Source organism: Ruminococcus sp. J1101004sp1_RTP21198st1_B9_RTP21198_201120 (assembly GCF_040924245.1).
Classification (GTDB): Bacteria; Bacillota; Clostridia; order Lachnospirales; family Lachnospiraceae; genus Blautia_A; species Blautia_A faecis.
In genome coordinates this window covers 89,156-111,581 of the sequence record NZ_JBCOMI010000012.1, presented here as the reverse complement: position 1 = coordinate 111,581, position 22,426 = coordinate 89,156, and the positions used below count along the sequence as shown (strand labels likewise).

20 protein-coding genes and 1 riboswitch are annotated in these 22,426 nt (G+C 44.4%); of the genes, 6 read left to right on the top strand and 14 right to left on the bottom strand.

Annotated elements, in window-relative coordinates:
• Positions 1-112 precede the first annotated feature (112 nt).
• From AB5618_RS10230 to AB5618_RS10200, 7 genes are all read right to left on the bottom strand, one after another.
• Positions 113-1,120, bottom strand: a complete 1,008-nt coding sequence (locus tag AB5618_RS10230; protein WP_173718404.1) for an ABC transporter substrate-binding protein — start codon at positions 1,118-1,120, stop codon at positions 113-115.
• Entirely contained in the window at positions 1,113-1,895 is a 783-nt protein-coding gene (locus AB5618_RS10225) for an ABC transporter permease (RefSeq protein ID WP_118583866.1), read from the bottom strand. Before AB5618_RS10225 ends, AB5618_RS10230 begins: the two co-directional genes overlap by 8 nt.
• Positions 1,864-2,160 (bottom strand): thiamine-binding protein, encoded by a 297-nt coding sequence (locus AB5618_RS10220; protein WP_118583864.1) that lies wholly within the window; start codon positions 2,158-2,160, stop codon positions 1,864-1,866. The genes AB5618_RS10225 and AB5618_RS10220 overlap by 32 nt, the downstream gene beginning before the upstream one ends.
• 145 nt (positions 2,161-2,305) lie before the next feature.
• Positions 2,306-2,412, bottom strand: a riboswitch (TPP riboswitch).
• 204 nt (positions 2,413-2,616) lie between these two features.
• Positions 2,617-3,123, bottom strand: a complete 507-nt coding sequence (locus AB5618_RS10215; RefSeq protein ID WP_173769749.1) for an NUDIX domain-containing protein — start codon at positions 3,121-3,123, stop codon at positions 2,617-2,619.
• A 92-nt stretch (positions 3,124-3,215) separates the two neighbouring features.
• Positions 3,216-4,700, bottom strand: coding sequence for an AAA family ATPase (locus AB5618_RS10210; protein ID WP_118583860.1), 1,485 nt, complete (start codon positions 4,698-4,700; stop codon positions 3,216-3,218).
• Between the two features lie 451 nt (positions 4,701-5,151).
• Positions 5,152-5,823 (bottom strand): YkgJ family cysteine cluster protein, encoded by a 672-nt coding sequence (locus tag AB5618_RS10205; RefSeq protein ID WP_173769748.1) that lies wholly within the window; start codon positions 5,821-5,823, stop codon positions 5,152-5,154.
• A gap of 215 nt (positions 5,824-6,038) precedes the next feature.
• Entirely contained in the window at positions 6,039-8,237 is a 2,199-nt protein-coding gene (locus tag AB5618_RS10200; protein WP_173715627.1) for a DNA topoisomerase III, read from the bottom strand.
• A 305-nt stretch (positions 8,238-8,542) separates the two neighbouring features.
• Between AB5618_RS10200 and AB5618_RS10195 the strand changes: the two genes are divergently transcribed.
• The 3 genes from AB5618_RS10195 (at position 8,543) to AB5618_RS10185 (ending at position 10,381) form a co-directional block, all read left to right on the top strand.
• Entirely contained in the window at positions 8,543-9,475 is a 933-nt protein-coding gene (locus AB5618_RS10195; RefSeq protein ID WP_118583854.1) for a diacylglycerol kinase family protein, read from the top strand.
• A gap of 69 nt (positions 9,476-9,544) precedes the next feature.
• A complete protein-coding gene (locus AB5618_RS10190) occupies positions 9,545-10,234 on the top strand; it encodes a phosphatase PAP2 family protein (RefSeq protein WP_148462491.1) in 690 nt (229 codons plus the stop codon).
• Between the two features lie 75 nt (positions 10,235-10,309).
• Positions 10,310-10,381 carry a DUF6783 domain-containing protein gene (locus AB5618_RS10185; RefSeq protein ID WP_368072542.1) on the top strand — a complete coding sequence of 24 codons (72 nt, stop codon included), beginning with the start codon at positions 10,310-10,312 and terminating at the stop codon, positions 10,379-10,381.
• 7 nt (positions 10,382-10,388) lie between these two features.
• Here the strand turns inward: AB5618_RS10185 and AB5618_RS10180 are convergent, their stop codons facing one another.
• From AB5618_RS10180 to sfsA, 3 genes are all read right to left on the bottom strand, one after another.
• Positions 10,389-11,405, bottom strand: a complete 1,017-nt coding sequence (locus AB5618_RS10180) for a glycosyltransferase family 2 protein (protein WP_118583852.1) — start codon at positions 11,403-11,405, stop codon at positions 10,389-10,391.
• Between the two features lie 111 nt (positions 11,406-11,516).
• Positions 11,517-12,557, bottom strand: coding sequence for an A/G-specific adenine glycosylase (mutY, locus tag AB5618_RS10175; RefSeq protein WP_173769747.1), 1,041 nt, complete (start codon positions 12,555-12,557; stop codon positions 11,517-11,519).
• Positions 12,554-13,246 (bottom strand): DNA/RNA nuclease SfsA, encoded by a 693-nt coding sequence (gene sfsA / locus AB5618_RS10170; RefSeq protein ID WP_173715629.1) that lies wholly within the window; start codon positions 13,244-13,246, stop codon positions 12,554-12,556. Before sfsA ends, mutY begins: the two co-directional genes overlap by 4 nt.
• Positions 13,247-13,555: 309 nt before the next feature.
• Between sfsA and AB5618_RS10165 the strand changes: the two genes are divergently transcribed.
• Positions 13,556-14,170, top strand: coding sequence for an HAD family hydrolase (locus AB5618_RS10165; RefSeq protein ID WP_148462493.1), 615 nt, complete (start codon positions 13,556-13,558; stop codon positions 14,168-14,170).
• 210 nt (positions 14,171-14,380) lie between these two features.
• Here the strand turns inward: AB5618_RS10165 and AB5618_RS10160 are convergent, their stop codons facing one another.
• The 3 genes from AB5618_RS10160 to AB5618_RS10150 form a co-directional block, all read right to left on the bottom strand.
• Entirely contained in the window at positions 14,381-14,677 is a 297-nt protein-coding gene (locus AB5618_RS10160; protein ID WP_226840935.1) for a DUF3784 domain-containing protein, read from the bottom strand.
• 171 nt (positions 14,678-14,848) lie between these two features.
• A complete protein-coding gene (locus AB5618_RS10155) occupies positions 14,849-16,879 on the bottom strand; it encodes a L,D-transpeptidase family protein (protein WP_243252131.1) in 2,031 nt (676 codons plus the stop codon).
• Between the two features lie 203 nt (positions 16,880-17,082).
• A complete protein-coding gene (locus AB5618_RS10150) occupies positions 17,083-18,423 on the bottom strand; it encodes an MATE family efflux transporter (RefSeq protein ID WP_173769746.1) in 1,341 nt (446 codons plus the stop codon).
• 412 nt (positions 18,424-18,835) lie between these two features.
• Between AB5618_RS10150 and AB5618_RS10145 the strand changes: the two genes are divergently transcribed.
• Together AB5618_RS10145 and gpmI are read left to right on the top strand one after the other, a co-directional pair.
• Positions 18,836-20,137, top strand: a complete 1,302-nt coding sequence (locus tag AB5618_RS10145; protein ID WP_195391927.1) for a homoserine dehydrogenase — start codon at positions 18,836-18,838, stop codon at positions 20,135-20,137.
• 264 nt (positions 20,138-20,401) lie between these two features.
• Positions 20,402-21,943, top strand: a complete 1,542-nt coding sequence (gpmI, locus tag AB5618_RS10140) for a 2,3-bisphosphoglycerate-independent phosphoglycerate mutase (protein WP_173769744.1) — start codon at positions 20,402-20,404, stop codon at positions 21,941-21,943.
• A 236-nt stretch (positions 21,944-22,179) separates the two neighbouring features.
• Here gpmI and AB5618_RS10135 read toward each other — a convergent pair whose 3' ends face one another.
• Positions 22,180-22,395, bottom strand: a complete 216-nt coding sequence (locus AB5618_RS10135; protein ID WP_118580907.1) for a hypothetical protein — start codon at positions 22,393-22,395, stop codon at positions 22,180-22,182.
• Positions 22,396-22,426: the final 31 nt, after the last annotated feature.

The following is a 22,426-nucleotide window of genomic DNA, read 5'->3' as shown; positions in this document are numbered from 1 at the left end:
TCGTTCCTTATACACAGCGCTACTTCCATAACCAGTTCCATTTTCCGCAATAATTGGGGTAAATTTGCCTGACAGAATAGCTCTATGCGTTAATTTCTTTCTCTTTCATTCCTTACTGTGGAAGATACTCGTTAGAAAATCCGACTCCAGTAAGATCCTTGTCGCAAAGCTGGTTCTCATACAGCCATTTGTAGAATGCATTCCATCTGTCTGCATCAATTACGCCCCAGCTTTCTGCATCGTCAATGTATTTTGTGGAAAGGAATTCCTGACTCTTCTTTACAAGCTCTTCAGCATCCTTCAGAGAGCCTGTATTATCGCCGTCAATGAGGATCTGTGCTGCCTCATCCGGATTCTCTGCTGCAAACTCATATCCCTTTGCAGTTGCTTCCATAAATGCTTTCGCCTGATCCGGATTCTCAGCAAGATAGTCGTTATTTGCAATGATAACCGGTGTGTAGTAGTCAAATACAGGATTGATATCAGAGAATGCAAAATAGTCGCAGTCTACACCTTCTACGTCAGCATTGATTCCGCCCCAGCCCTGGAATACCCAGATGGCATCCGTCTGATTGGCAGCAAGTGCTGCAGGCTCATCTGTAATATCATTAGGGATCAGGGTAACCTGACTGAAATCTCCGCCGTCGCCGTTTACAACATTTTCCAGCACAGCAAGCTCGATTGGGGAATCCCATGTGGAATAGGTTTTTCCGGTAAGTCCGGCTGGTTTATCAATTCCGTCACCTTTTCGGGAAAGGATTCCGGAGGTGTTGTGCTGAATGATTCCTGCAACTGCTGTGATTCCAAGAGGCTCGTCAAGTGCAAGGGAAGCAGCCATGGTATCCTGGGCCTCGATCGCAAACTGAGCCTGACCTGCTGCGCACATAAGGGCTGCACCATTTTCCGGTGGCTGAACGATTTCCACATCAAGACCAGCTTCTTCGTAGTAGCCTTTTGCCTGTGCTACATAAAGTCCGGTGTGGTTGGTATTCGGTGTCCAGTCCAGGCAGAATGTGATTTTCTCCTGTGCACCATCTTCTGCGTATACACCTGTAGGAACTGCAAGCACCATAGCTGCCGCTGCAACTGGTGCGATTACTTTTTTCAGATTCTTATTCATGATTTTTCTCCTTTTCTACCTGCAGCCATGGCATTGTGATCCGGCTGACAATATTTACTGCCAGAAGAAGTAAAAGGCTGATGATCACAATGAAGATAATGACTGCAAACATTTTATCAAAAGAATATGCTTTTTTTACACGGGTCATATAAACACCAAGTCCGTTAAATCCACCCAGCCACTCAGAAACAACTGCTCCTACAACTGCATAGGAAGCAGATATTTTCAGCCCGGAAAAAAACTGGGGCAAAGCACCTGGAAATTTCACATGGCGGAAAATCTGTGCCCGGCTGGCTCCCATGGCCTTCATCAGACGAATGGCATCCGGATCCACACTTTTATATCCATCCAGCAGTCCGATTGTAATTGGGAAAAAAGTGGTGATCACAACCAGAGTGATCTTAGGTGCCATTCCAAATCCCATCCAAAGCACCAGAATTGGCGCAATGGCAATGGTCGGTATGGTCTGCGTAATGATCATGATCGGATAAAATGCCTGATCCATTACACGGAACCGATCCATCATAGTTGCAAACACAAATGCCAGCGCGATTCCAATGAGAAGTCCGTAAAAGGATTCCAGCAAAGTGAATTTCGCATGGAAAAGTATGGTTGGCAGATCGCCAAACAGGGCTGTCAGCACTGCTACCGGAGATGGAAGCATGTAGGAGGGAACAATTCCCGAAATGCTTACCACTTCCCAGCCAAGCAGAATCACGGCCATGGCTGCAATTGGAGGTATCTTACTGGTGATGTTTGGTAACTTTCTTTTCAATGGTAAGTACATCCCCTTCTGGTTTATATGCAATTTTAACATATACGCTCATAGCCTTGCAGCCTGCGCGCTCAGCTACATGCTGACACTCTTTTACAATATCCATCAGCTGGTCGTAATCACCTTCAATGGTGGTCTCAAATGGTCCTACATAATAGTTCAGACCAGTGGATCTGATGTAGGCGATCACCTCGTCTACAATGCGGATAACTTCCTCTTCATCCTGTACATTTGGCAGTACCTGAATTGCTACACTTGCGTTCATTTTCTTTTCCTCCTATTTTCTGTCCCATAAACAGGACTTTGCGTTAAAAATCGAATAAGAACCATTCTTGAAACTGTGACGGAACTGAACAGGCTCTGTCAGTCAGTATGAAAAAAGAGCACCTGCCATCCAGACAAATGCTCCTAATTACATCGTTAAACACTTCCTACACTGGCATGATCCAACAGGTTAAAAGGGTCTAAGGACTACCTTACTCTCAGCTTCTCAATTGAAACTCCCCTGGTCTTTATTCAGATTTCGTTGCTTATTATAATACACCTTTCTTCAAATTACAAGAAACTATTTTTATCTCAATTATATTTTACATACCCTTAACAGAATTGTACTGCTCGCAGTCTGACCAGCACGCTCTAATTAATATTCCCATTTCATCAGAATTCGTAAAAAAAATCTCCCTGCATATCACAGTTATTTCCTGCAGAATATATAATAAATCTACAGATTCTCAAAGGCAGCCTGAATACTGTCATAGTGCAGGAATTTTCCCTGGGCTGCAAATTCCTTGATCTGATTCAGAGTGGCAAACATGTGGCCGTCTGTCTCTTCTTCCTGAAGGTGTAGATCTTCTTCTTTCACATCCATCACAAAGCGGTAAACATCTACGAAATAGTTGTCTCCCTCCCCTGGATTCTCTCTTTTGTAAGTAAAAAGATAGCCGCCCTGCGCACCGCTTACATCAAGGCCTGTCTCCTCTTTCACTTCGCGGAGTACAGCATCATAAGAAGATTCCCCTGCCTGTGCTGCACCGCCGGAAACTTCCCACCAGCCTGGTGCCCAGGCTTTTGTCATCACACGTTTGGTAATGAGAAACGTACCATCTGGTCTTGCCACTACTCCAAGTACGGTGAGATGGTATTCCCCGTCTTTTAAGCACCAGTCGTTTCGCTTCATGGTGCGGCCTGTAGGTTTCTTGTTAATATCATAGATGTCCCAGAATTCCAATTTTTATCACTCCTGTTATATGTTTCTCTTGTATATTTTTATATTATGATTATTTTGCGAATATTGTTATCGAATATAATAATTCATCTTTTCTATTTCAGAAGTTCCTCCACCATCTCTCTGGTATACTCTACCTTCTCTACATGGTTGACCTCGATCTGATACAGTGCATTTGCCGCAATGTGCTCTGCTGCCTGCTCCAGATCACGAATACCTGAAGTATTGGAATAACGCTGGATGATTGCCTCCAGCGCCCCCTCTGTGATAATGCACTCACTCTCTTCCATATGCATTCTCTTAAGAACTTTCGGAAGAGAGAATCTGGAAAAGATTACTTTCTTCTCCTCAGCTGTATAATCCGGAATATCAATTACTGCGAATCTGGACATCAGCGGTGCACTGATCTGGTCACGGTCATTTGCAGTAGCAATTGGATAAACACCGCCAGTTGGGATCATACACTCCATATAGTTATCTGTAAATCCAAGATTGTCCAGAAGGGTAAGAAGTACGTCTGCCGGATTTCCATTTCCTTTGCCGGAATTTGCCTTATCAAGCTCGTTAATAATAAATACCAGATTAGAGGCACCAGCCATGGAAAATGCCTCCATAATAATTCCGGGCTTTGCATTTGCGTAAATACGGGGGCTTCCGGTAAGCTGCTTAGAGTCGTTAATTGAGCTCATGTCCAGCGTAGTCCACGGAAGTTTCAGGATTCTTGCAACTGCATAGGCTATCTGGGATTTGCCAGTACCGGCAGGTCCGATCAGAAGAAGTCCGTAGGCCGGAAGGGTATGTGTACGGTTGATCTGGATAATCGTCTCGATAATACGTTGTTTCACACGCTCCATTCCATAAAGCTCTTCATCCAGGATTCTCCTTGCCTCAACAGGATCGATTGCTTCAAAATAATTGTTCTTCCACTGGATATTCAACATAATAGAAAGAGCCCTCTGTGCATGATGGCGCTCTTCCTGGGAAACTTCACTGGATCTTGCCACTGCCAGATTTCTTCTGGTCCAGAGTCTGATATTATCCGGCAGTGTTTTGCCTGCGCAGGTCATAAAATCGGTAATACTCTGAATGCTGGTAAGCTTCATCTCATCACCGTTTTCCTCCTGTTCCTCATCCTCTTCTGCCTCAGCAGGTGCATTACTCTCCAGAAGTCTCTCAATCATAAACTGCAGAAAGCCATCCTCTGCAGAAAGCTTTGTGCCGCCGCCAAAAGCAGTTTCGCGAATGCGGTATACCGCATATCCGTCCTCCCTGTTAGTACCAGACAAACGTACATTGATCCTGCTGTCTCCCAGCCATTTCAAAAGACTGGTAAATCTGGAATCAATTTTCACCACATCTGCTGTATGGTTACCGTCTTCTTCCTTAAAATCAAAAGCAGTACGGTTTACCGGATTGGTAAACACACCGCAGGAATGATGTTTCCACTGTCTCTCTTTATTGTCAAGCACCATGATCGGCTGCTCCGGTGAAGGCTTCGTATGGCTGCTGTGAAATGTTGTGTAAGTACACTTTGCCTCCGCTTTACTTGCAGAAGCACCGCTGAAATCAAATACTGGCATAGCTTTTTCCTCTTTCCTGTGTATTTAAAGGGATATATTTCTCTAATTTCTCTTATCTACTATAACAACATTTTTCTCTAATGTCCAGAATGAGTTGGCCTGTTTCATAATGCAGCATTGTCTTGTATTATTGTTCACTTTGTGACCAGTAACTATCTTATTTTTTATATATCTTGGCATTTCTTAGTTTTTTACAAAAAATCTCTTGCCAAAATGGAGAAATTCGTGTATTCTATTATACGGACTACTTTTCAACAATTTGATTTTCACTTAACATTTGATATATATTTCTGATTTTTAGTGCGCAGACACCATAGTCCCTCCCAAAGCTTCTAATGGAATACTGCAATCTAAAAATAAAAGACTCCCGGGCGCTCTAGAGCGTGTCTGAAAAAGCTTTCTGTAAGATTTTTCAAACAGGCTCAAGTGTTCCGGGAGTTTTTCTATTCAATTATGCCAGACTTAACAGCTGCTTTCCTTCTGTCAGTCTTTCTTCAAACTGCTCATAGAAATCTCTGCCCACTTCATATGTTTTCATATAAAAACGATTCACCACATATAAATTCAGATTTTTGATCAGCTGGGCATCTGTGGCATTATAAAGAACCTCCTGCACATCCAGCAAAAAATAATGCCAGTCAGCTACAAACTTTTCATACTGGCGAAGATCCGGAGTGTCGATCCATTTCTTTACCTTGATCTTGCTCCGGCTTGTCTTCTTACATTCATGGATCTGCAGAAAATACTTAAATCCTCCATTTTCATAGAAACGTCCCAATGGGAAAAGTCTGCAGAAACCAGGACGGAAGTCATGGATGCTGCACCGTCCCTGTTCATTCAGGAAAACACAACATTGGTTTTTTCCACTCATGCAAAGATGAGGCAGAATGTTCCCATCCATGGCATCAAACTGGATCAGCCCTGCGCTTACCAGTTCCTGCGGTGTTTTTCCCAGATTCGTACACAGGCGGTACACATCCATGGGATCCAGCACAACTGAATCCCCCATTCCCTCACAGCAGTCATGACATCCTGCACAATCCTGGCAGTCTGCCTTTACCATATCGTTTAATTCATAAAGTCTTCCGTCGGAAATCTCTTCCAAAGATACTTCTCGGCGCATATGCAAATTCCTCTTTCTTTTATTTTTTTGTGGACAAACAAGGTTACGGTTCACTTCGCGATGCACAGAAATCATGCATTCCCATGATTTCCCGCTGAGATTCCCGTTTTTTCTGTAAACGATATTCACAAAAAACGTCTCGCGGAACATTGCCAGTGAACAGTAATATAACATGCTGCCATCAACAGCATCTCCGTATTATCTATCCTCTGTATTTACAGCTTAATTCCAGACAATGCCTGTGCAAAAGCATTATTCACCGGCTCATTTGCCTCCTTCTGCTGCCTGCGCAGATAGTTCTGCACGTCACGCTTGCCTACTCCTGCGCCCTCTTTCTGGCGTCTTGCCTGGAACGCGGAAAGCTTCTCTTTATAACCGCACTGGCAGACAAACGTCTCTTCCTTACCTTTCACATACATTTCCATACGTTTATGGCATTTTGGACAACGGGCATTGGTAGTGCGGGAAATCGTTTCACGGTAGCCGCACTCCCGGTCCTGGCATACCAGCATTTTGCTGTTTTTTCCATTGACAGCCAGAAGTTTTTTGCCGCACTGCGGACATACTTTATTTGTAAGATTGTCGTGGCGGAACGTGCCCTCCCCGGTTTTGATCTCATCTACAATTTCACAGGTATAGTCACGGATTTGGTGAAGAAAATCCCCCTGACGTATCCTGCCTTTTGCAATCTGGGAAAGCTTCATCTCCCAGTCAGCTGTGAGCTCAGGCTTTTTCAGGTCTTCCGGCACCAGCTCCAGAAGCTGTTTTGCCTTTGAGGTAATATGGATCTCATTGCCTTTTTTCTCCATCATAAAGGAATGGAAAAGTTTCTCAATAATGTCTGCTCTTGTGGCAACGGTTCCAAGCCCCCCAGTCTCTCCAAGGGTTTTCACCGCTTCTTTATCTCTTGTCTCCATAAATTTCACCGGATTTTCCATAGCTGCAAGAAGAGTTGCCTCTGTGAATCTTGCTGGCGGTTTTGTTTTTCCTGTATTTAAGGAAGTTTTCAAAATCTTTAGTCTGGTTCCGGTTTTCATCTCCGGAAGACGCTGGTCTTTCAGTTTTTTCTCATCATCCGCCTCATCTTCCAAATCATCATCTGCTCCGCCTTCGTAAACTTCCTTCCAGCCCATGCTCTTTATCACTTTGCCGCTGGCTGCAAAAGTTTCTCCTGCCGCTTTCGCCTCCATGGTCACCTGCTCATACTGGCTTGCAGGATAAAGAACTGCAAGGAAACGACGGACAACCATATCATAAATCTTCCGTTCTTCATTTGTCATGTGGTCCAGCTGAACAAACTGTTCTGTCGGAATGATCGCATGGTGGTCACTGACCCTCTTATCATCCACAAAACTTCCATTCACCTGCACAGGCTTATTCATAAGTGCGCCAGCAAGCTTTCTGTACGGACCGATTCCGCAGGCCTTCAGTCTTTCCTTAATAGTAGGAACAATGTCCTTTCCAATGTATCGGGAATCGGTTCTGGGATATGTGAGTACTTTGTGATTTTCGTAAAGGCGCTGCATAATATTCAGGGTCTCTTTTGCAGAAAAACCATATTTCAGGTTGGCTTCCCTCTGCAAAGTTGTCAGGTCGTACAGGCCCGGGGCCATAGTCTTTTTTGCTTTTTTCTCTACACTGGTTATTTCAAGAGCAGCGTTCTCCAGCCTGCCTTTGATCTGCTCTGCCCTTTCCCTAGAAAAAGTACGGAAGCTCTTTGTTTTCTCATCTCTCCAGGTCCATTTCACATCCTGGGTCTCCAGAGAAATACCATAATATTCTTTTGGCACAAATTTGCGGATTTCTTCTTCGCGCTTTGCGATCATGGCAAGGGTGGGGGTCTGCACCCTGCCACAGGAAAGCTGGGCGTTGTATTTACAGGTGAGAGCTCTGGTACCATTCATTCCCACCAGCCAGTCTGCTTCTGCCCTTGCAACAGCTGCACGGTAAAGATTATCATAGTCATGCCCGTCTTTCAGATTGGCAAAGCCTTCTTTAATTGCTTTATCTGTGACTGAGGAAATCCACAGTCTCTTAATTGGCTTATGGCAGCCTGCTTTTTCCAGAATCCAGCGGGCAACAAGTTCCCCCTCCCGTCCTGCATCTGTGGCTATAATGATTTCTCCAATATCTTTTCGGAAAAGCTGAGTCTTTACTACGGAAAATTGCCTGCCTGTCTGGCGGATGACTACCAGCTTCATCTCCTTGGGGAGCATGGGCAAGGTCGCCATTTCCCATTTTTCATACTTTCTGTCATATTCTTCCGGGTCAGCCAGGGTTACAAGATGTCCAAGTGCCCAGGTTACTACATAGTTTTTGCCTTCGAGAATACCACCATTTTTCTGGTTTGCGCCAAGAACACGGGCAATGTCTCTGGCGACGGACGGTTTTTCCGCAATTACAAGTGATTTCATGTATACACTCCTGATTATTTTCGTATTTGATGATGTCTGCTTAAGCAAACAGTGAAATCCTCTCCATAATTGTTAAGGAATAGTTACATTATAACACACTTCAGAAATTTTTAAGAATATTTTGTTAAAATTAATTTGTAAAACGATCCCACCAATGCTATTATGTAACCATAAAAGACAGAGAATCTACATCGCAAGGCTTCAGGTTCTTTGTCTCAGAGCATGCCCCCAAATACTTTCCCTGATATGTGCTTCACAATTTATGGGAGATTTTGCAAACATGTTCTAAAAACCTAGGAGAAGTTATGTATTATTTTATTGTTAATCCCAATTCCCGCTCTGGCAGGGGACGTTCCATCTGGAATGAAATTCATCAGCAGCTTATGCTTCGGGGAATTGATTTCCAGTACTGCCTTACAAGATATTCCGGACATGCCGCAGAGATTGCTTCTGATGCCTGTGCTCTTGGCACTGAATCTGAGCCTGTATATATCATTGCAGTGGGAGGTGACGGCACCATTCACGAGGTGCTCACCGGCATCACCGATTTTGACCGGGTAGTCTTCGGATACATTCCAACCGGCTCTGGCAATGATTTCTGCAGAAGCATGAGACTCCCTTTTGATCCAATGGAATCACTGGAATATATCCTAAAGGCAGAGCATATCAGCAAAATGGATGTTCCTTACCTGCTCCGCAATAATAAGAAGTCCCGATTCGGTATCAGCACGGGAATCGGATATGACGCCGGCGTATGCCAGGAGGTTCTGGCAACGCCCTTAAAGAAGATATTCAATCGTCTTGGGCTGGGAAAGCTGATTTATCTTTTCATTGCATTGAAGCAGCTGATTTTTATTAATCCAGGAAAAATGACAGTGACCCTAGATGGAGAGAATACTTTTTCCTATGACCACGTATATTTTACAGCGGTTATGAATCAGAAATATGAAGGCGGCGGTTTTAAGTTCTGCCCGGATGCTCAGCCTGACGACCAGCTTCTGGACGTGATCCTTGTGGAAGGTATCCGTAAGATAAAGCTTTTATTTTGCCTGCCTACTGCTTTTTTCGGAAAGCATGTGGGCATCAGGGGAATACATATTCTCACCTGCAGCGATATCCATGTACATAGTGCGTCCGCTCTTCCCATTCATATTGACGGGGAATCTGGCGGAATTCGCGAAGATTTAACAGTTTCCATTGAAAAAAGCTCTTTAAAAATCATTTTACCTGTGGTATAATCTCTCACGATTTGGGGGATCCGGAATTACAAGACCGGTAACCCAGATTGGAAAAGGAGTGAAAAAGACTTGGTACAATTTATAAAAAAATACAGGCATGGTCTGATCATACTTGCGTATGCCATTGTTTATATGCTTTTTTTTGAGTATCTGGAGTGCAGGCCGGTATGGGGATTTCATGTGATCGACACTGTTTTTGATGATTACATACCATTTTGTGAGTATTTTATTGTCCCCTATCTATTATGGTTTCCGTATCAGATTCTCACAGTTTTATACTTTATCTTCAGGAACAAGAATAAAAAAGAATATTATCAGTTGATTTTCAATATGATGATGGGTATGACTGTTTTCCTGATCGTGTCTTATGCATATCCAAATGTACTGCACTTAAGACCATCGGAGTTTCCAAGGGAAAACGTGTTTACAGATATGGTAAGATGGCTGTATCGGACGGATACACCGACCAATGTTCTGCCAAGTATTCATGTATTTAATTCTCTGGCAGTTCATATGTCACTTACCAATTGTGAGGCGCTGAGAGACCACAAAGGGGTAAGGTATGGATCATTGGTTCTTACATTACTTATTATCATGTCTACTATGTTCCTGAAGCAGCATTCCGTAATTGATGTGTGCTGTGGTGCTACGCTGGCGCTGTTTGGATATCTGTTTTTCTATCCGCAGAAGGCAGGAGAAGAAGCAAGTGGCATGGCAGTAGAGAGAATTGGACGGAATAATCGCAGGAAACATTATTAAACAAAACGCGCACTTCCAGAAATGGGAAGGCGCGTTTTTTTTAACAAAAATACGAGCGGCGACAACCGAATATAGATAAAATATGCTGCAAAGTGGGGCGTACAGATTGCAGGAATGATTTTTCAAACAGTCTCCAGAGCGCCCTGATCATTAATCAGTTAAATCCGTAGAACTTCTGGCAAAGCTTGTATGCAGCTACAGACACCTTACGTCCGCCGCGGCCTGGAAGGTTCATGAAGTTACCCATGAGGCTGTGGCGAAGTTTTCCGTAGAGGGCACGGTTCGTGGAGCGGATATATTCCAGAAGCTCCTTCTTCTTGTCGAGAGCTTCCTTTGTGCCGGAGCGGATCAGCATAATGGAGGAAATGGTAGTAATAATATCCAGATAACTGATCATGTAGGCTCTGGTGCGTTTATTCATGCTGCCGCAGCTGGTGTAGGAATTTACCATCAGTTTATTTACGCGGAGCTGCTGGTCAATTCTGCGGATCATAACTGTCTCGTTTACGGACTGGTCATCGCGGCCGATAAAGTAACGGTAGAAATTGGTATCCAGGTAGTACATGTTCTGTACATACGGCAGCGGATCAAAGGCAAAAATATTATCTACGTAGAAGGTATGCTCCGGCAGAGTCAGGTTGCACTCAAGGAGAAGCTGGGTGCGGTAGATCATGGAGTGCATGAGAAGATATTTTCCCTTTGGCATGTGACCTACTTCATTCCAGGTGAAAATCTGGTTCACTGGCAGGCAGTGACGGTACTGCATAACCTTCTTGCGGGTCGCACCCTGTTTCTCGTATACAAAGTTACTGATGAGAAGGTCAACTGTTTTGGAGCCTTTTACCAGCTCTTCCAGAGTTTTCAGGATCTCTTTGTAGGATTCTTCATTTACCCAGTCATCGCTGTCTACAACCTTAAAATAGAGGCCCTGGGCATTGTGGATGCCGGTGTTTACAGCGCCGCCGTGGCCAAGGTTTGGCTGATGGATGGCGCGGACAATGCCTGGATATTTCTCCTGGTATTCATCTGCGATCTCGGCTGTTCTGTCCTTGGATCCATCGTCAATTACAAGGATCTCTACTTCATCTCCGCCTGGTAAAAGGGATTTGATGCAGTTCTCCATATAAGCTTCAGAATTATAACATGGAATTGCTATACTCAGTAATTTCATTTATTTTCCTCCTCATGTAGTGTAACGATTCTGTATTTTAAAATTACGCACCTTGCGATGTATTTTTCTTTTTTTCTTTGAGTTATGTTCTCAAAAACGCCAGCAGAACCGTTACATATATTTTTCATAAGCGCCAAACGCAGAAGGTATGGCGTAGTTTCTCTCTGATTCTTTTTTATCTGCAAAAAGAATTCCCGGGATATGTGTCTGCTCCAGGGAGGACACGCGGATCCGGTACGCTTTCATCCGCCACTCAATGTGGGAAAAAATATGCCTGGCCTCCGGCAGTTCTTCTATATATAAGGGCTCTGCGCCAAGCTCTTTCACGTATTCCAGGGCTTCCTCACGGTTCAGGTATCCTTCTGTATTGGGAAGCTCGTATAATCCGGCAAGGAGGCCTTTCGGCGGCCGCTTGCGGATCGCAGTGCAGCTTCCATCCTGAATAACCAGAACGGTTCGCTCTTCCACCACTCTTGGCTTCTTTGGTGCTTTCACCGGAAACTTTTCCATAGTGCCGTGAAGTCCCGCCTGGCAAAAGCCTCTCACCGGACAAAGGTCGCATTTGGGCTGTCCGTTGGGGACGCACACTACTGCTCCAAGCTCCATCATTGCCTGGTTAAAATCACCTGGACGGTCTTTCGGGATAATTTCTTGCAATGCGCTTTCTGTCTTTTTGCGAAATGCAGGTCTGGTAATGTCTTCCGAATCTTCCGTCATTCTGGTGACTACACGGAAAACATTTCCATCTACGGCTGGCACCGGAATGCCATACGCTATAGAAGCGATAGCTCCTGCAGTGTAACTTCCTATCCCCTTTAACGAGATAAGAAGGGAAAAGTCTTCGGGAAGTCTGCCATTATATTTTTCTACCATTTCCCTGGCTGCCAGCTGCATGTTCCGCACACGGCTATAGTATCCAAGACCTTCCCACAGCTTTAACAGCTTTTCCTCCGGACAGACTGCCAGGGCCGGGATATCCGGCAGTTCCCTGATAAATCTTTCAAAATAGGGCTTTACAGCTTCCACGCGGGTCTGCTGGAGCATGATCTCGGATACCCAGGTGTAATAAGCGTTGTGCTTATCCCTCCAGGGCAAAATCCTTTTGTTCTCATCATACCAGGCAAGAAGAGGCTGTATAAACTCATCTGTCATCTAGTTTCCTCCAAACACACAGGCACTGGATTCTGTATTTCCATCCCGTCCGGCTCTACCAGACAGTCATAGGCCAGAATATGCACCCCTGCCTTTTTCGCTTTCTGTAAGGTTTCCCCAAATTCCCGGTGCGTATCCCAGTTTGGTTCAAATCTTGTAATTCCCTTCATCTGGATCACCAGAAGCAGATAAGCCTCATATCCTTCCCTCATGCAATGGATCAGCTCTTCCAGATGCTTCACGCCCCTCGCAGTAGGAGCATCTGGAAAACGGGCAATATTGTCTGCTTCCAGGGTTACACCCTTGACCTCAATAAAAGCCTTTCTCTTATCTGAACAGGCATACAGATCGAATCTGGAATTTCCATAAGTTTTCTCAGGAGTTACCTGCACTTCCTCCGGAAAAAGATGTCCTGCCTTTACCCATTCCAGGGCGGCTTTATTGGGAATCTGGGAATCCATATTGATCAGGCGTCCGCCTTTATTTACACAGACCAGATCGTATGCTGTTTTCCTTGCCGGATTACTGCTCTTTTCCAGAAAAACCTGAACACCAGGAATCAAAAGCTCCCTGCATCTGCCTGTGTTCTTTACATGAACCGTCTCTGTCTGTCCCGCAATCTCCACATGTGCGATAAATCGGTTCGGACGATCCAGGAAACGGCCTTCTGTAATATTTTCGTATTTCATAGTTCACCTCGTGCTGCTGCCTGACTCCCAAAACGTGTCTGAAAAAGGCTTTCTTCAATGACAGTCTCAAGAAATAATGTAACTATTTCACTGCAATATAAAACTGACCAATAGTTCAAAAGCAACAGTCACCTTTCCTATCATAACATAAAATCGGCAAAAAGCCAGTTAAAATTGAAAAATCCCATATTAGGAGATTGATTTTTTTGATTTTCCTATATAGAATAGAAACCGTCAGATTTCAAAACAGAATGAGAAAAGAAGCAATTTAAGAATTTTAAGCACACCAGAAAGGACTAAAAACCTCAAATGGACAGTATTATTTTTGATATTGACGGAACTATATGGAATTCCACCGACGTTGTAGCTATGGCGTGGAATAAGGCTTTAGAAAAAGAGAATCTTGATGTCCGTGTGACAGCTGATCAGCTGAAAGGGCTGTTTGGCAGACTTCTCCCGGATATTGCGAAGGCAATCCTTCCAGAACAGACTGAAGCGGAGCAGCTTCGGGTCATCGATATCTGCTGCCAGGCTGAGCACGATCTGCTGCGTGCGATGGGGGCACCTGTTTACGACGGACTGGAAGAAACTTTGAAGGAGCTTAACAAACGCTACCCTCTTTTTGTAGTAAGCAACTGCCAGGCTGGATATATTGAGCTTGTTTTTGAGAAAACAGGGCTTGGAAAATACTTCACCGGTCATCTGTGTCCAGGAGACAGCGGGGAAGCCAAGGCAGCTAATATCCGTTCTATTGCTAAGAAATATCAGCTGAAAGCACCTGTTTATGTAGGAGACACCTTCGGGGATTACCAGGCATGTCAGGAGGCAGGGGTACCATTTGTATTTGCTTCCTATGGATTCGGACAGGTAGATACACCGGATTATGTAATTGAGAAGCCGGCGGATTTGTTGAAATTATTCTAATTATTTATACAAATTTTATTAGCATTCCTTACTTTTCAAAAAATAGTGTGCCTGACTCATCACTGAAGTAACGAGAATGTGACACACAGTTATTCAAAAGCAGATTGCGGGAATGATTTTTCAAACAGGCTCCAGTGCAGCTCAATATCCGGATTACAAAAGAAGCACCTGTATATCAATTTCCAGATATACAAGTGCTTCTTTTTCATCTCATTTCTTACATTTCTTGCGAATCACTACCACCATGATAATGAAGATAACAATTACTGCTGCCAGATAAATGATATCGTATACATAGCTCTTGACCACCATATCCAGACCGGTGAGGATTCCGAAAATGAGCAGGGTCACACCGGAAACCAGCTGGACCTTTTTGTCATCGTAAAGCTTCTTACGCTCAGCGGCATTTCCACCTTTCATAAGAACATCTCCATGACCTGTAAGAAGCATAACTCCCATTACAAGAGCTGCTATAGTCAGTATCATATCAAATGAATCCATATTCATATTAACTTATTCTCCACTTCTTTTGTGTTGTTCTGCTATCCGCAGCCTCAAAGACATGCAACTGTCTTTTCATTCAGCAAACACGCTCTAGTACATCGTTTTGTTCGTGCTCAGTGACCGAAAACTTTTTGTTGCTGTTCACAGCAATTTTCCAGTCAGATAAATGATCTTTTAGTAGAAGCACACGATCGGCACATTGGTATCAATAATGCTGTAAAGAGTAGCTGCTGCATCCAGCGGCATATTGATACATCCATGGGATCCGGCGTAGGTATAGCGGTCACCGCCGAAATATGCCTGCCAGGTAGCGTCATGGAAACCAATTCCGCCGTTAAACGGCATCCAGTAGGTAACCTGGGTTTCGTACTCGTAAGTGCCGTCCGGCTTCTTCTCTCCCCGAAGCACATCCGGGCTCTTCTTATAATACAGGGTAAAAATTCCCGGAGGTGTAGCTCTGTCATCATAGCGGATATCTCCGGAAACAATGTCAGAGTCAAAGATGATGCTGCCATTCTGGTAATAGTACATGTGCTGACTGCTCAAATCTACCTCGATATAGGTACTTCCAATATCATTGTATCCGTAAGAATTGGCTCTCATGGAATATACTGGTTCCCGTGTAGTCTGGGTACCCGTACGGATCTCTTCTGTCAGCTGTGCTGCTTCTGCGTCCTGATCGATCTTCCAGCCATATGCAGAGCCATAAACAGAAACAGTACGACCACTGGTCGTATTAAAGGAACGTGTTGTTCCAACTGTATCATGCTCACTTGCCAGCTGTGCCACAAAATCTTTGATATGCTGGGTAAAGGAAGCATCATCCTGCACCAGCTGTCCCTTGTCATCAAACTGCAGCCATTCCTTAAGGGTGCTTCCGTCAAGAGTGACTGTCTGCTCTCCAAATGTATAGGTAATGCTGGCCTTGGTATAATTATTATAAGCATCCCTGGTGGCCTGAAGGGTGGGATCATCGCTGGTCACTGCTGCCACTGCATATACATCCGGCGTATTTCCCAGATCAATGGATGTCTGGCTTCCGGAAATGGCGGTGTCCAGCGCCTTATAGGCTTCCTTCACCTTCAGCTTGCTGCCCTCTGTCTCAGGAACAATGGTAAACTCGCTTCCCTCAAGCGCCACATATGCATTCTCCGGCTCAACCTGATTCTCTGACTGTGCGCACTTCAATTCCTTTACTTCACTCTGAAGCAGACTCTTATCAAAAGTCACATTCTCCTGGGTGGTATAGCTTCTGGTCTCCATGAAACCCTTTACCCATTCATATGGCTTCTGCTGCTTCAAAAGATCCAGAACTTCTCCGTCAGACACATAGCGGTAATTGATCTGGTTTCCGCTGATGGTCTGCGGCTCCTGGTTCCGCGCGGTAACCTCAATGGAATAATCCTCCACATTGCTTGCAATCAGCTGCTCTGTCTCGTAGGCAGTCTTATTGGAACAGTTGATTCCGTTAATATAGGTTCCTTCAAAGAATCTGTCTGCATAATAGTAACTCACTGCTCCATAAGCGCATCCTGCTGTCACCGCAAGAATAGCTGCCACAATCCCCGTAACTTTAAGTCCCTTATGCTTCTTTCTGGGAACAGGGATGATCTTCTCATCCAGTTCCTCATCGGTAATAGGAACATAGGAAATCTTCGTCGGACGGGCAGATCTGGCTGCCGGCTTCGGAGACGGTCTGGCAGATTTCTTAGAAGTCTGCTTCTCAGGCTGGTCAGATGCTACAGCACCGACAGAGTCTTTTCTTCGGTGCTTTCTGCCTTTATTGGAACGGGGCGGAATAATTTCCACCTGAAGCTCTTTTTCAGATGTTTCCGGTTCATCTGCTGATTCATCGTCCTCTGAATCTTCGCTCTCTGAACCTTCTTCCTCTGAATTCTCTTCTTCAGATTCTGTCTCTTCCTCGTCCCAGAAGTCCTCTTCTTCCGAGCTCAGCTCTGCATCATCCTGGTCGTACTCTTCTTCCTCTGGATACTCCTCTTCAGAATCCTGCTCAGCCAGTTCTTCTGCATCGGAATCGTCTTCACCCTCCCAGGAATCAAAATCACTCTCCTGGTCATCCTCATCATAAAAGTCTGCGCCGTGGAATTCCTCATCCGGATCTGCTTCAAGACCTGCCATAGCCGAATCTATTTTATCTTCAAAGTCTCCCGGGCTTCCCTGAGTATGCTTGTTGTCCTTACTCATGTATAAAACTCTCCTCTGATAAAAACACTGTTTGAACAAGGCTTCTCCATCTAATGGCGAAACCTTGCTTCATTATAACATATATTTTCCATTTTGTATCTTAAAATGTATATTTCCTTCAAAAGAATCCCTTTAATAAAACTATCTGATACACTTATTCTATTAAACTTTTCCTTTTGCTTTGTAATCCCTGTTTTTCAATTTTACAGGCACAACTTCTTTTTCATATCCTTCATCACATAGAAGTAAAGTCCAATAAGAAGGACAGTTGCTACAATCCATGCAAAAGGACTTGCCATACATGCCATGGTATAGCTCTTTTTATTGGAAGCAACAATTGCCATGATACCTCTTCCAACCAGCTCTGCAACACCGGAAAGCATAGGCAGAAGTCCGTATCCCATTCCTTGGAATCCATTTCTGTAGGAATTGACTACATACAGGGGAATCATAAACATCCCAACGCATTGCAGATACGTTTCCACCATAGGAATTACCACCTCTGCGTTATCAGAAATGAACAGATAGGCAAAATATTTTCCTACGAAAAAGAGAATAAAACCTACGAGCACCCCATATGTACAGCCGATCACATCTGCAGAACGAAATCCTTTTCGAACACGATCCAGCTTACGTGCTCCGATATTCTGCGCATTGTATGTAGACATGGCAGTTCCAATTGCTACAAAGGCCTGGGTAAAAATACTCTCAATCTTGGAACCGGCTGTAAATGCAGCCACTGCATAGGAGCCCAGGATATTCAGGGAGCTCTGCACCATCATGGTGCCGATCGCTGTGATGGAAAACTGAAGACCCATGGGAATTCCCACGCTGATCTGTTTCCCTGCAATATATTTGTCAAAATGCCAGTCCTCTCTCTTCATCTTAAGCTCCGGCACTGCCTTCCAGATGTAAATCAGGCAAAGCAGCCCGGACACGCCCTGAGAGACGACGGTAGCCCAGGCAGCTCCCGGTGCACCCCAGTGGAAAAAGATAATAAATACAAGATCAAGCACAATGTTAAGCACGGCCGCCAGGATCAGGAAATAAAGCGGCGTCTTACTATTTCCCAGTGCCCTCAGAATACTTGACACCAGATTATAGAGCACCTGGGTAAAAATCCCCGCACAGATGATCATAATGTAGCCGTATGCTCCGTCAAAGATATCCTCTGGCGTATGCATAAACACAAGCAACCTATGCATTCCAAGCATACTTACAGCTGTCATAACAACTGCGATGACCACTGAAAGAATCGCTGCATTTCCAACCGTCTTACGCATCTCATCCATTCTGCCGGCTCCGAACTTCTGAGAAGTAAGAACCGTAAATCCTGTAGTCAGCCCCATCAGAAATCCAATAATAAGGAACGTAATGGTTCCAGTAGCGCCTACCGCTGCCAGCCCCTTGGTTCCAACAAACTTTCCAACAATAACTGCATCTGCCATACTGTACAGCTGTTGAAAAACATTTCCCAGAAATACAGGAATAGTAAAATTCAACAGCATTTTCATGGGCTTTCCCACAGTCATATCTGTCTGCATATTCTGTTTTCCTCCACAAGAAAAAATATCGTTTTAGAAGGATTATAGGCGATATTTTTTCTACTTTCAAGCCCCTATTTTTATTATTTTGCAACTATTCCGCAGGTACTGTTCCGCACGTTTTTTTTGTGAACAAAGTTCACAGAAAGCCCGAAAATTGCAACGCGAAATTATGCAAAGCGTGTTACTGGTCACGGAGAGAACAGTAACACACTGTGAAGGTACTGAACAATTACATTATTTAAGCGCTTGACAAAAACCATTTTCTGCCATACTATAAGAACCACATAATGAAATGTTAACGTGTGAAAGACATCTGTCTTTTTCGTGCTTACGTTTTATCTGCTTCCAGACTATGAAAGGGAACCACGATCAAACGGCAGCATTACTATTTTTAAGAAGGGAGTTCCCCATGGGAGAAAAAGTTATAAACGCAGCCCTGCTTGGGCTTGGAACAGTTGGAACCGGTGTTTACAAGGTTCTGAAGAACCAGGAAGAAGAAATGACAGCCAAGATCGGCTGCAAGGTTAAAATACGCAAAATACTTGTCCGCAACCTGGAAAAGGCAGCTGGCAAGGTAGATGATCCGGCTGTCCTTACCAATAGCTGGGAGAATATTAAAGCAGATCCTTCCATTGACATTATAATCGAACTGATTGGAGGAATCGAACCTGCCAGAACCTATATTCTGGATGCTCTTCACGCAGGCAAGCACGTAGTAACAGCAAACAAAGATCTGATTGCCGTCCACGGAAAAGAACTTATGGACACAGCCAGAGCTTCCCATGTGGATTTTCTCTTTGAAGCAGCTGTAGCAGGCGGAATCCCTATTATCCGTCCTTTGAAGCAGTGCCTGGCAGGCAACCACATGAGCGAGGTCATGGGTATTGTAAACGGTACTACCAACTTCATCCTCACAAAAATGTCCCAGGAGAATATGGAATTTAAAGATGCCCTGGCACTTGCCACAGAGCTTGGCTATGCAGAAGCGGATCCTACTGCAGATATTGACGGACTTGATGCAGGACGCAAGGTGGCTATTCTCGCCAGCGTTGCATTTAATTCCAGAGTGGTATTTGATGATGTTTATATCGAGGGAATCACAAAAATTTCCGCCAAGGACATCCGCTATGCAAAAGAGATGGGCTGTGCCATCAAGCTTCTTGGTGTTGCCCGCAATACTGAGTTCGGTGTAGAAGCTTACGTCTGCCCGATGCTGATTCCAAATGATCATCCTCTTGCAACCGTTAATGATTCCTATAATGCGGTCTTTGTCCATGGAGATGCTGTAGAGGATGCCATGTTCTTCGGACGGGGTGCAGGCGAGCTTCCTACTGCAAGTGCTGTAGTTGGAGATATTTTTGATATTGTGCGCAATATGGAAGCAGGCTGCTGCGGCCGTATCGGATGTACCTGCTATAAACAGCTTCCTGTGAAAAAAATGGAAGATACCTACAACCGTTACTTCCTTCGCCTTCATGTAGAAGACCGCTGCGGTGTACTTGCTGAAATGACAGAGGTTTTCGCCAAATATCACGTAAGCATTGCCCAGATCATCCAGAAGGACAGCCAGAACCAGGACGACCATCTTGCAGAGGTTGTTGTGATCACTTCCAAGGTTCGTGAGGGTGACTTCAAGACAGCGGTACAGGAGCTTTCCAATAAGTCTTCGGTAAAGCGTATTTCAAAGACTATCCGAGTTTATAGGAAGTAATTAGAAAAATCAAAATTATATTGTACATATGTTTATCTTAAGCATACAGTCAAAGGCACGATTCGTTCGTGCCTTTTTTATGTAATAAGCTGTTATATAAAAAGCCTGCCAAGGCAGAATTCTTTCTCATCAGAACTCCCATAGTAAATACTGCTAAAAATAGTTTCCAGAAATAAAAAAAATTGTGATTGAAAAATCCCAGATTTTTGATACTATATATAAGGAACAACAAAAGGGAAATTTTATCATATAAAGGAGCACATTATGAGCAAAAAACCAACGGTTTTAATGATTCTTGACGGATATGGCCTGAATGAAAGACATGACGCAAACGCTGTATACGAAGCGAACACACCTGTCATGGACAAGCTGATGGCTGAATATCCTTTTGTAAAAGGTAATGCAAGCGGACTGGCTGTAGGTCTTCCGGACGGTCAGATGGGTAACTCCGAGGTTGGTCATATGAATATGGGTGCAGGCCGTATCGTATACCAGGAGCTTACCAGAATCACCAAAGAGATTCAGGACGGAGACTTCTTCAAAAATGAAGCACTTCTTGCAGCTATGAAGAATGCCAAAGAAAATGATTCCGCGATCCACTTCATGGGTCTTCTTTCTGATGGTGGTGTTCACAGCCACATTACTCACCTTTTTGGTCTTCTTGAAATGGCTAAGAAAGAGGGACTTAAGAAAGTTTATGTACACTGCTTCCTGGACGGCCGTGACACCCCTCCAGCTTCCGGAAAAGGATATATCCAGCAGCTTCAGGCGAAGATGGATGAGCTTGGCGTAGGTGAGATTGGTGTTGTTTCCGGACGTTATTACGCAATGGACCGTGACAACCGCTGGGATCGTGTTGAGCTTGCTTACAACGCACTTACCAAGGGCGAGGGTGTTAAGGGAACCGACGCAGCTGAGGCTGTACAGGCATCCTATGACGACGGCAAGACAGACGAATTCGTTCTTCCAACAGTCATTGAGAAAGATGGCAAACCAGTTGCCGTTGTTTCTGATAAAGATTCTGTTGTATTTTTCAACTTCCGTCCTGACCGTGCACGTGAGATCACAAGAGCATTCTGCGATGACGAATTTACAGGTTTCGCAAGAGAGAAACGCCTTGACCTCACATATGTATGCTTCACAGATTACGATGACACCATTGGAAATAAGCTGGTTGCATTCCACAAGGTTCAGCTTCACAACACATTCGGCGAGTACCTTGCAGCTCACAACATGACTCAGGCACGTATCGCTGAGACAGAGAAATATGCTCACGTAACCTTCTTCTTCAACGGTGGCGTTGAGGAGCCAAACAAGGGCGAGGACAGAATCCTTGTGAAGTCCCCGAAGGTTCCGACTTACGACCTGCAGCCAGAGATGAGCGCTCCGGAAGTTTGCGAGAAGCTTGTTGCAGCAATCAAATCTGAGAAATATGATGTGATCATCATCAACTTCGCCAACCCGGATATGGTTGGTCATACAGGTGTTGAAGCTGCAGCTATCAAAGCTGTTGAGGCTGTTGATGAGTGCGTAGGAAAGGCTGTAGAGGCTCTGAAGGAGGTTGACGGACAGATGTTCATCTGTGCTGACCACGGTAACGCAGAGCAGCTTGTAGACTATGAGACAGGCGAGCCATATACTGCTCATACCACCAATCCGGTACCGTTCATTCTGGTTAATGCAGACCCGAAATATACTCTTCGTGAGAACGGCTGCCTGGCAGACATCATCCCGACTCTGATCCAGCTTATGGGCATGGAGCAGCCAGCTGAGATGACTGGTAAATCACTTCTGGTGGAGAAATAATCCGCTTATACAGCTCTGTTGCTTTAAAGGGTGCTGGCTTAAATGCCAGCGCCTTTTTATTATGTCCTTTTTTATTATGGCACAAAAAGAACAGCTCTGACAGATTTTCCATCCATCACAACTGTTCTATTATTCCTGATACCTATTGTCGCCAGCTCTTTCTGAATTATTGTTTCCCTTATACAACAACACGATCTAAATCGTACTTCCACTGTTTACTACTTCTTATATAAAAACTACTTCTCACTGAGCTCCTTCAAAAGCTTCTGAAGATGGCGGATATAATGAAACCCTGCACACAGAGTTACCGAAATAATAACAGACAACAGTGCAGCCATGACCACATATACCACAGCGCCAGATTTCGCCCCTGCTACCATACAGTAAAACAGACACGAAGACAATGCAGCTGCAAATACAGTGGAACCTGCTATTTTTAATCCTTTTCGCATATCTTAGTCCTCCCAGATAGGGTGACTATAA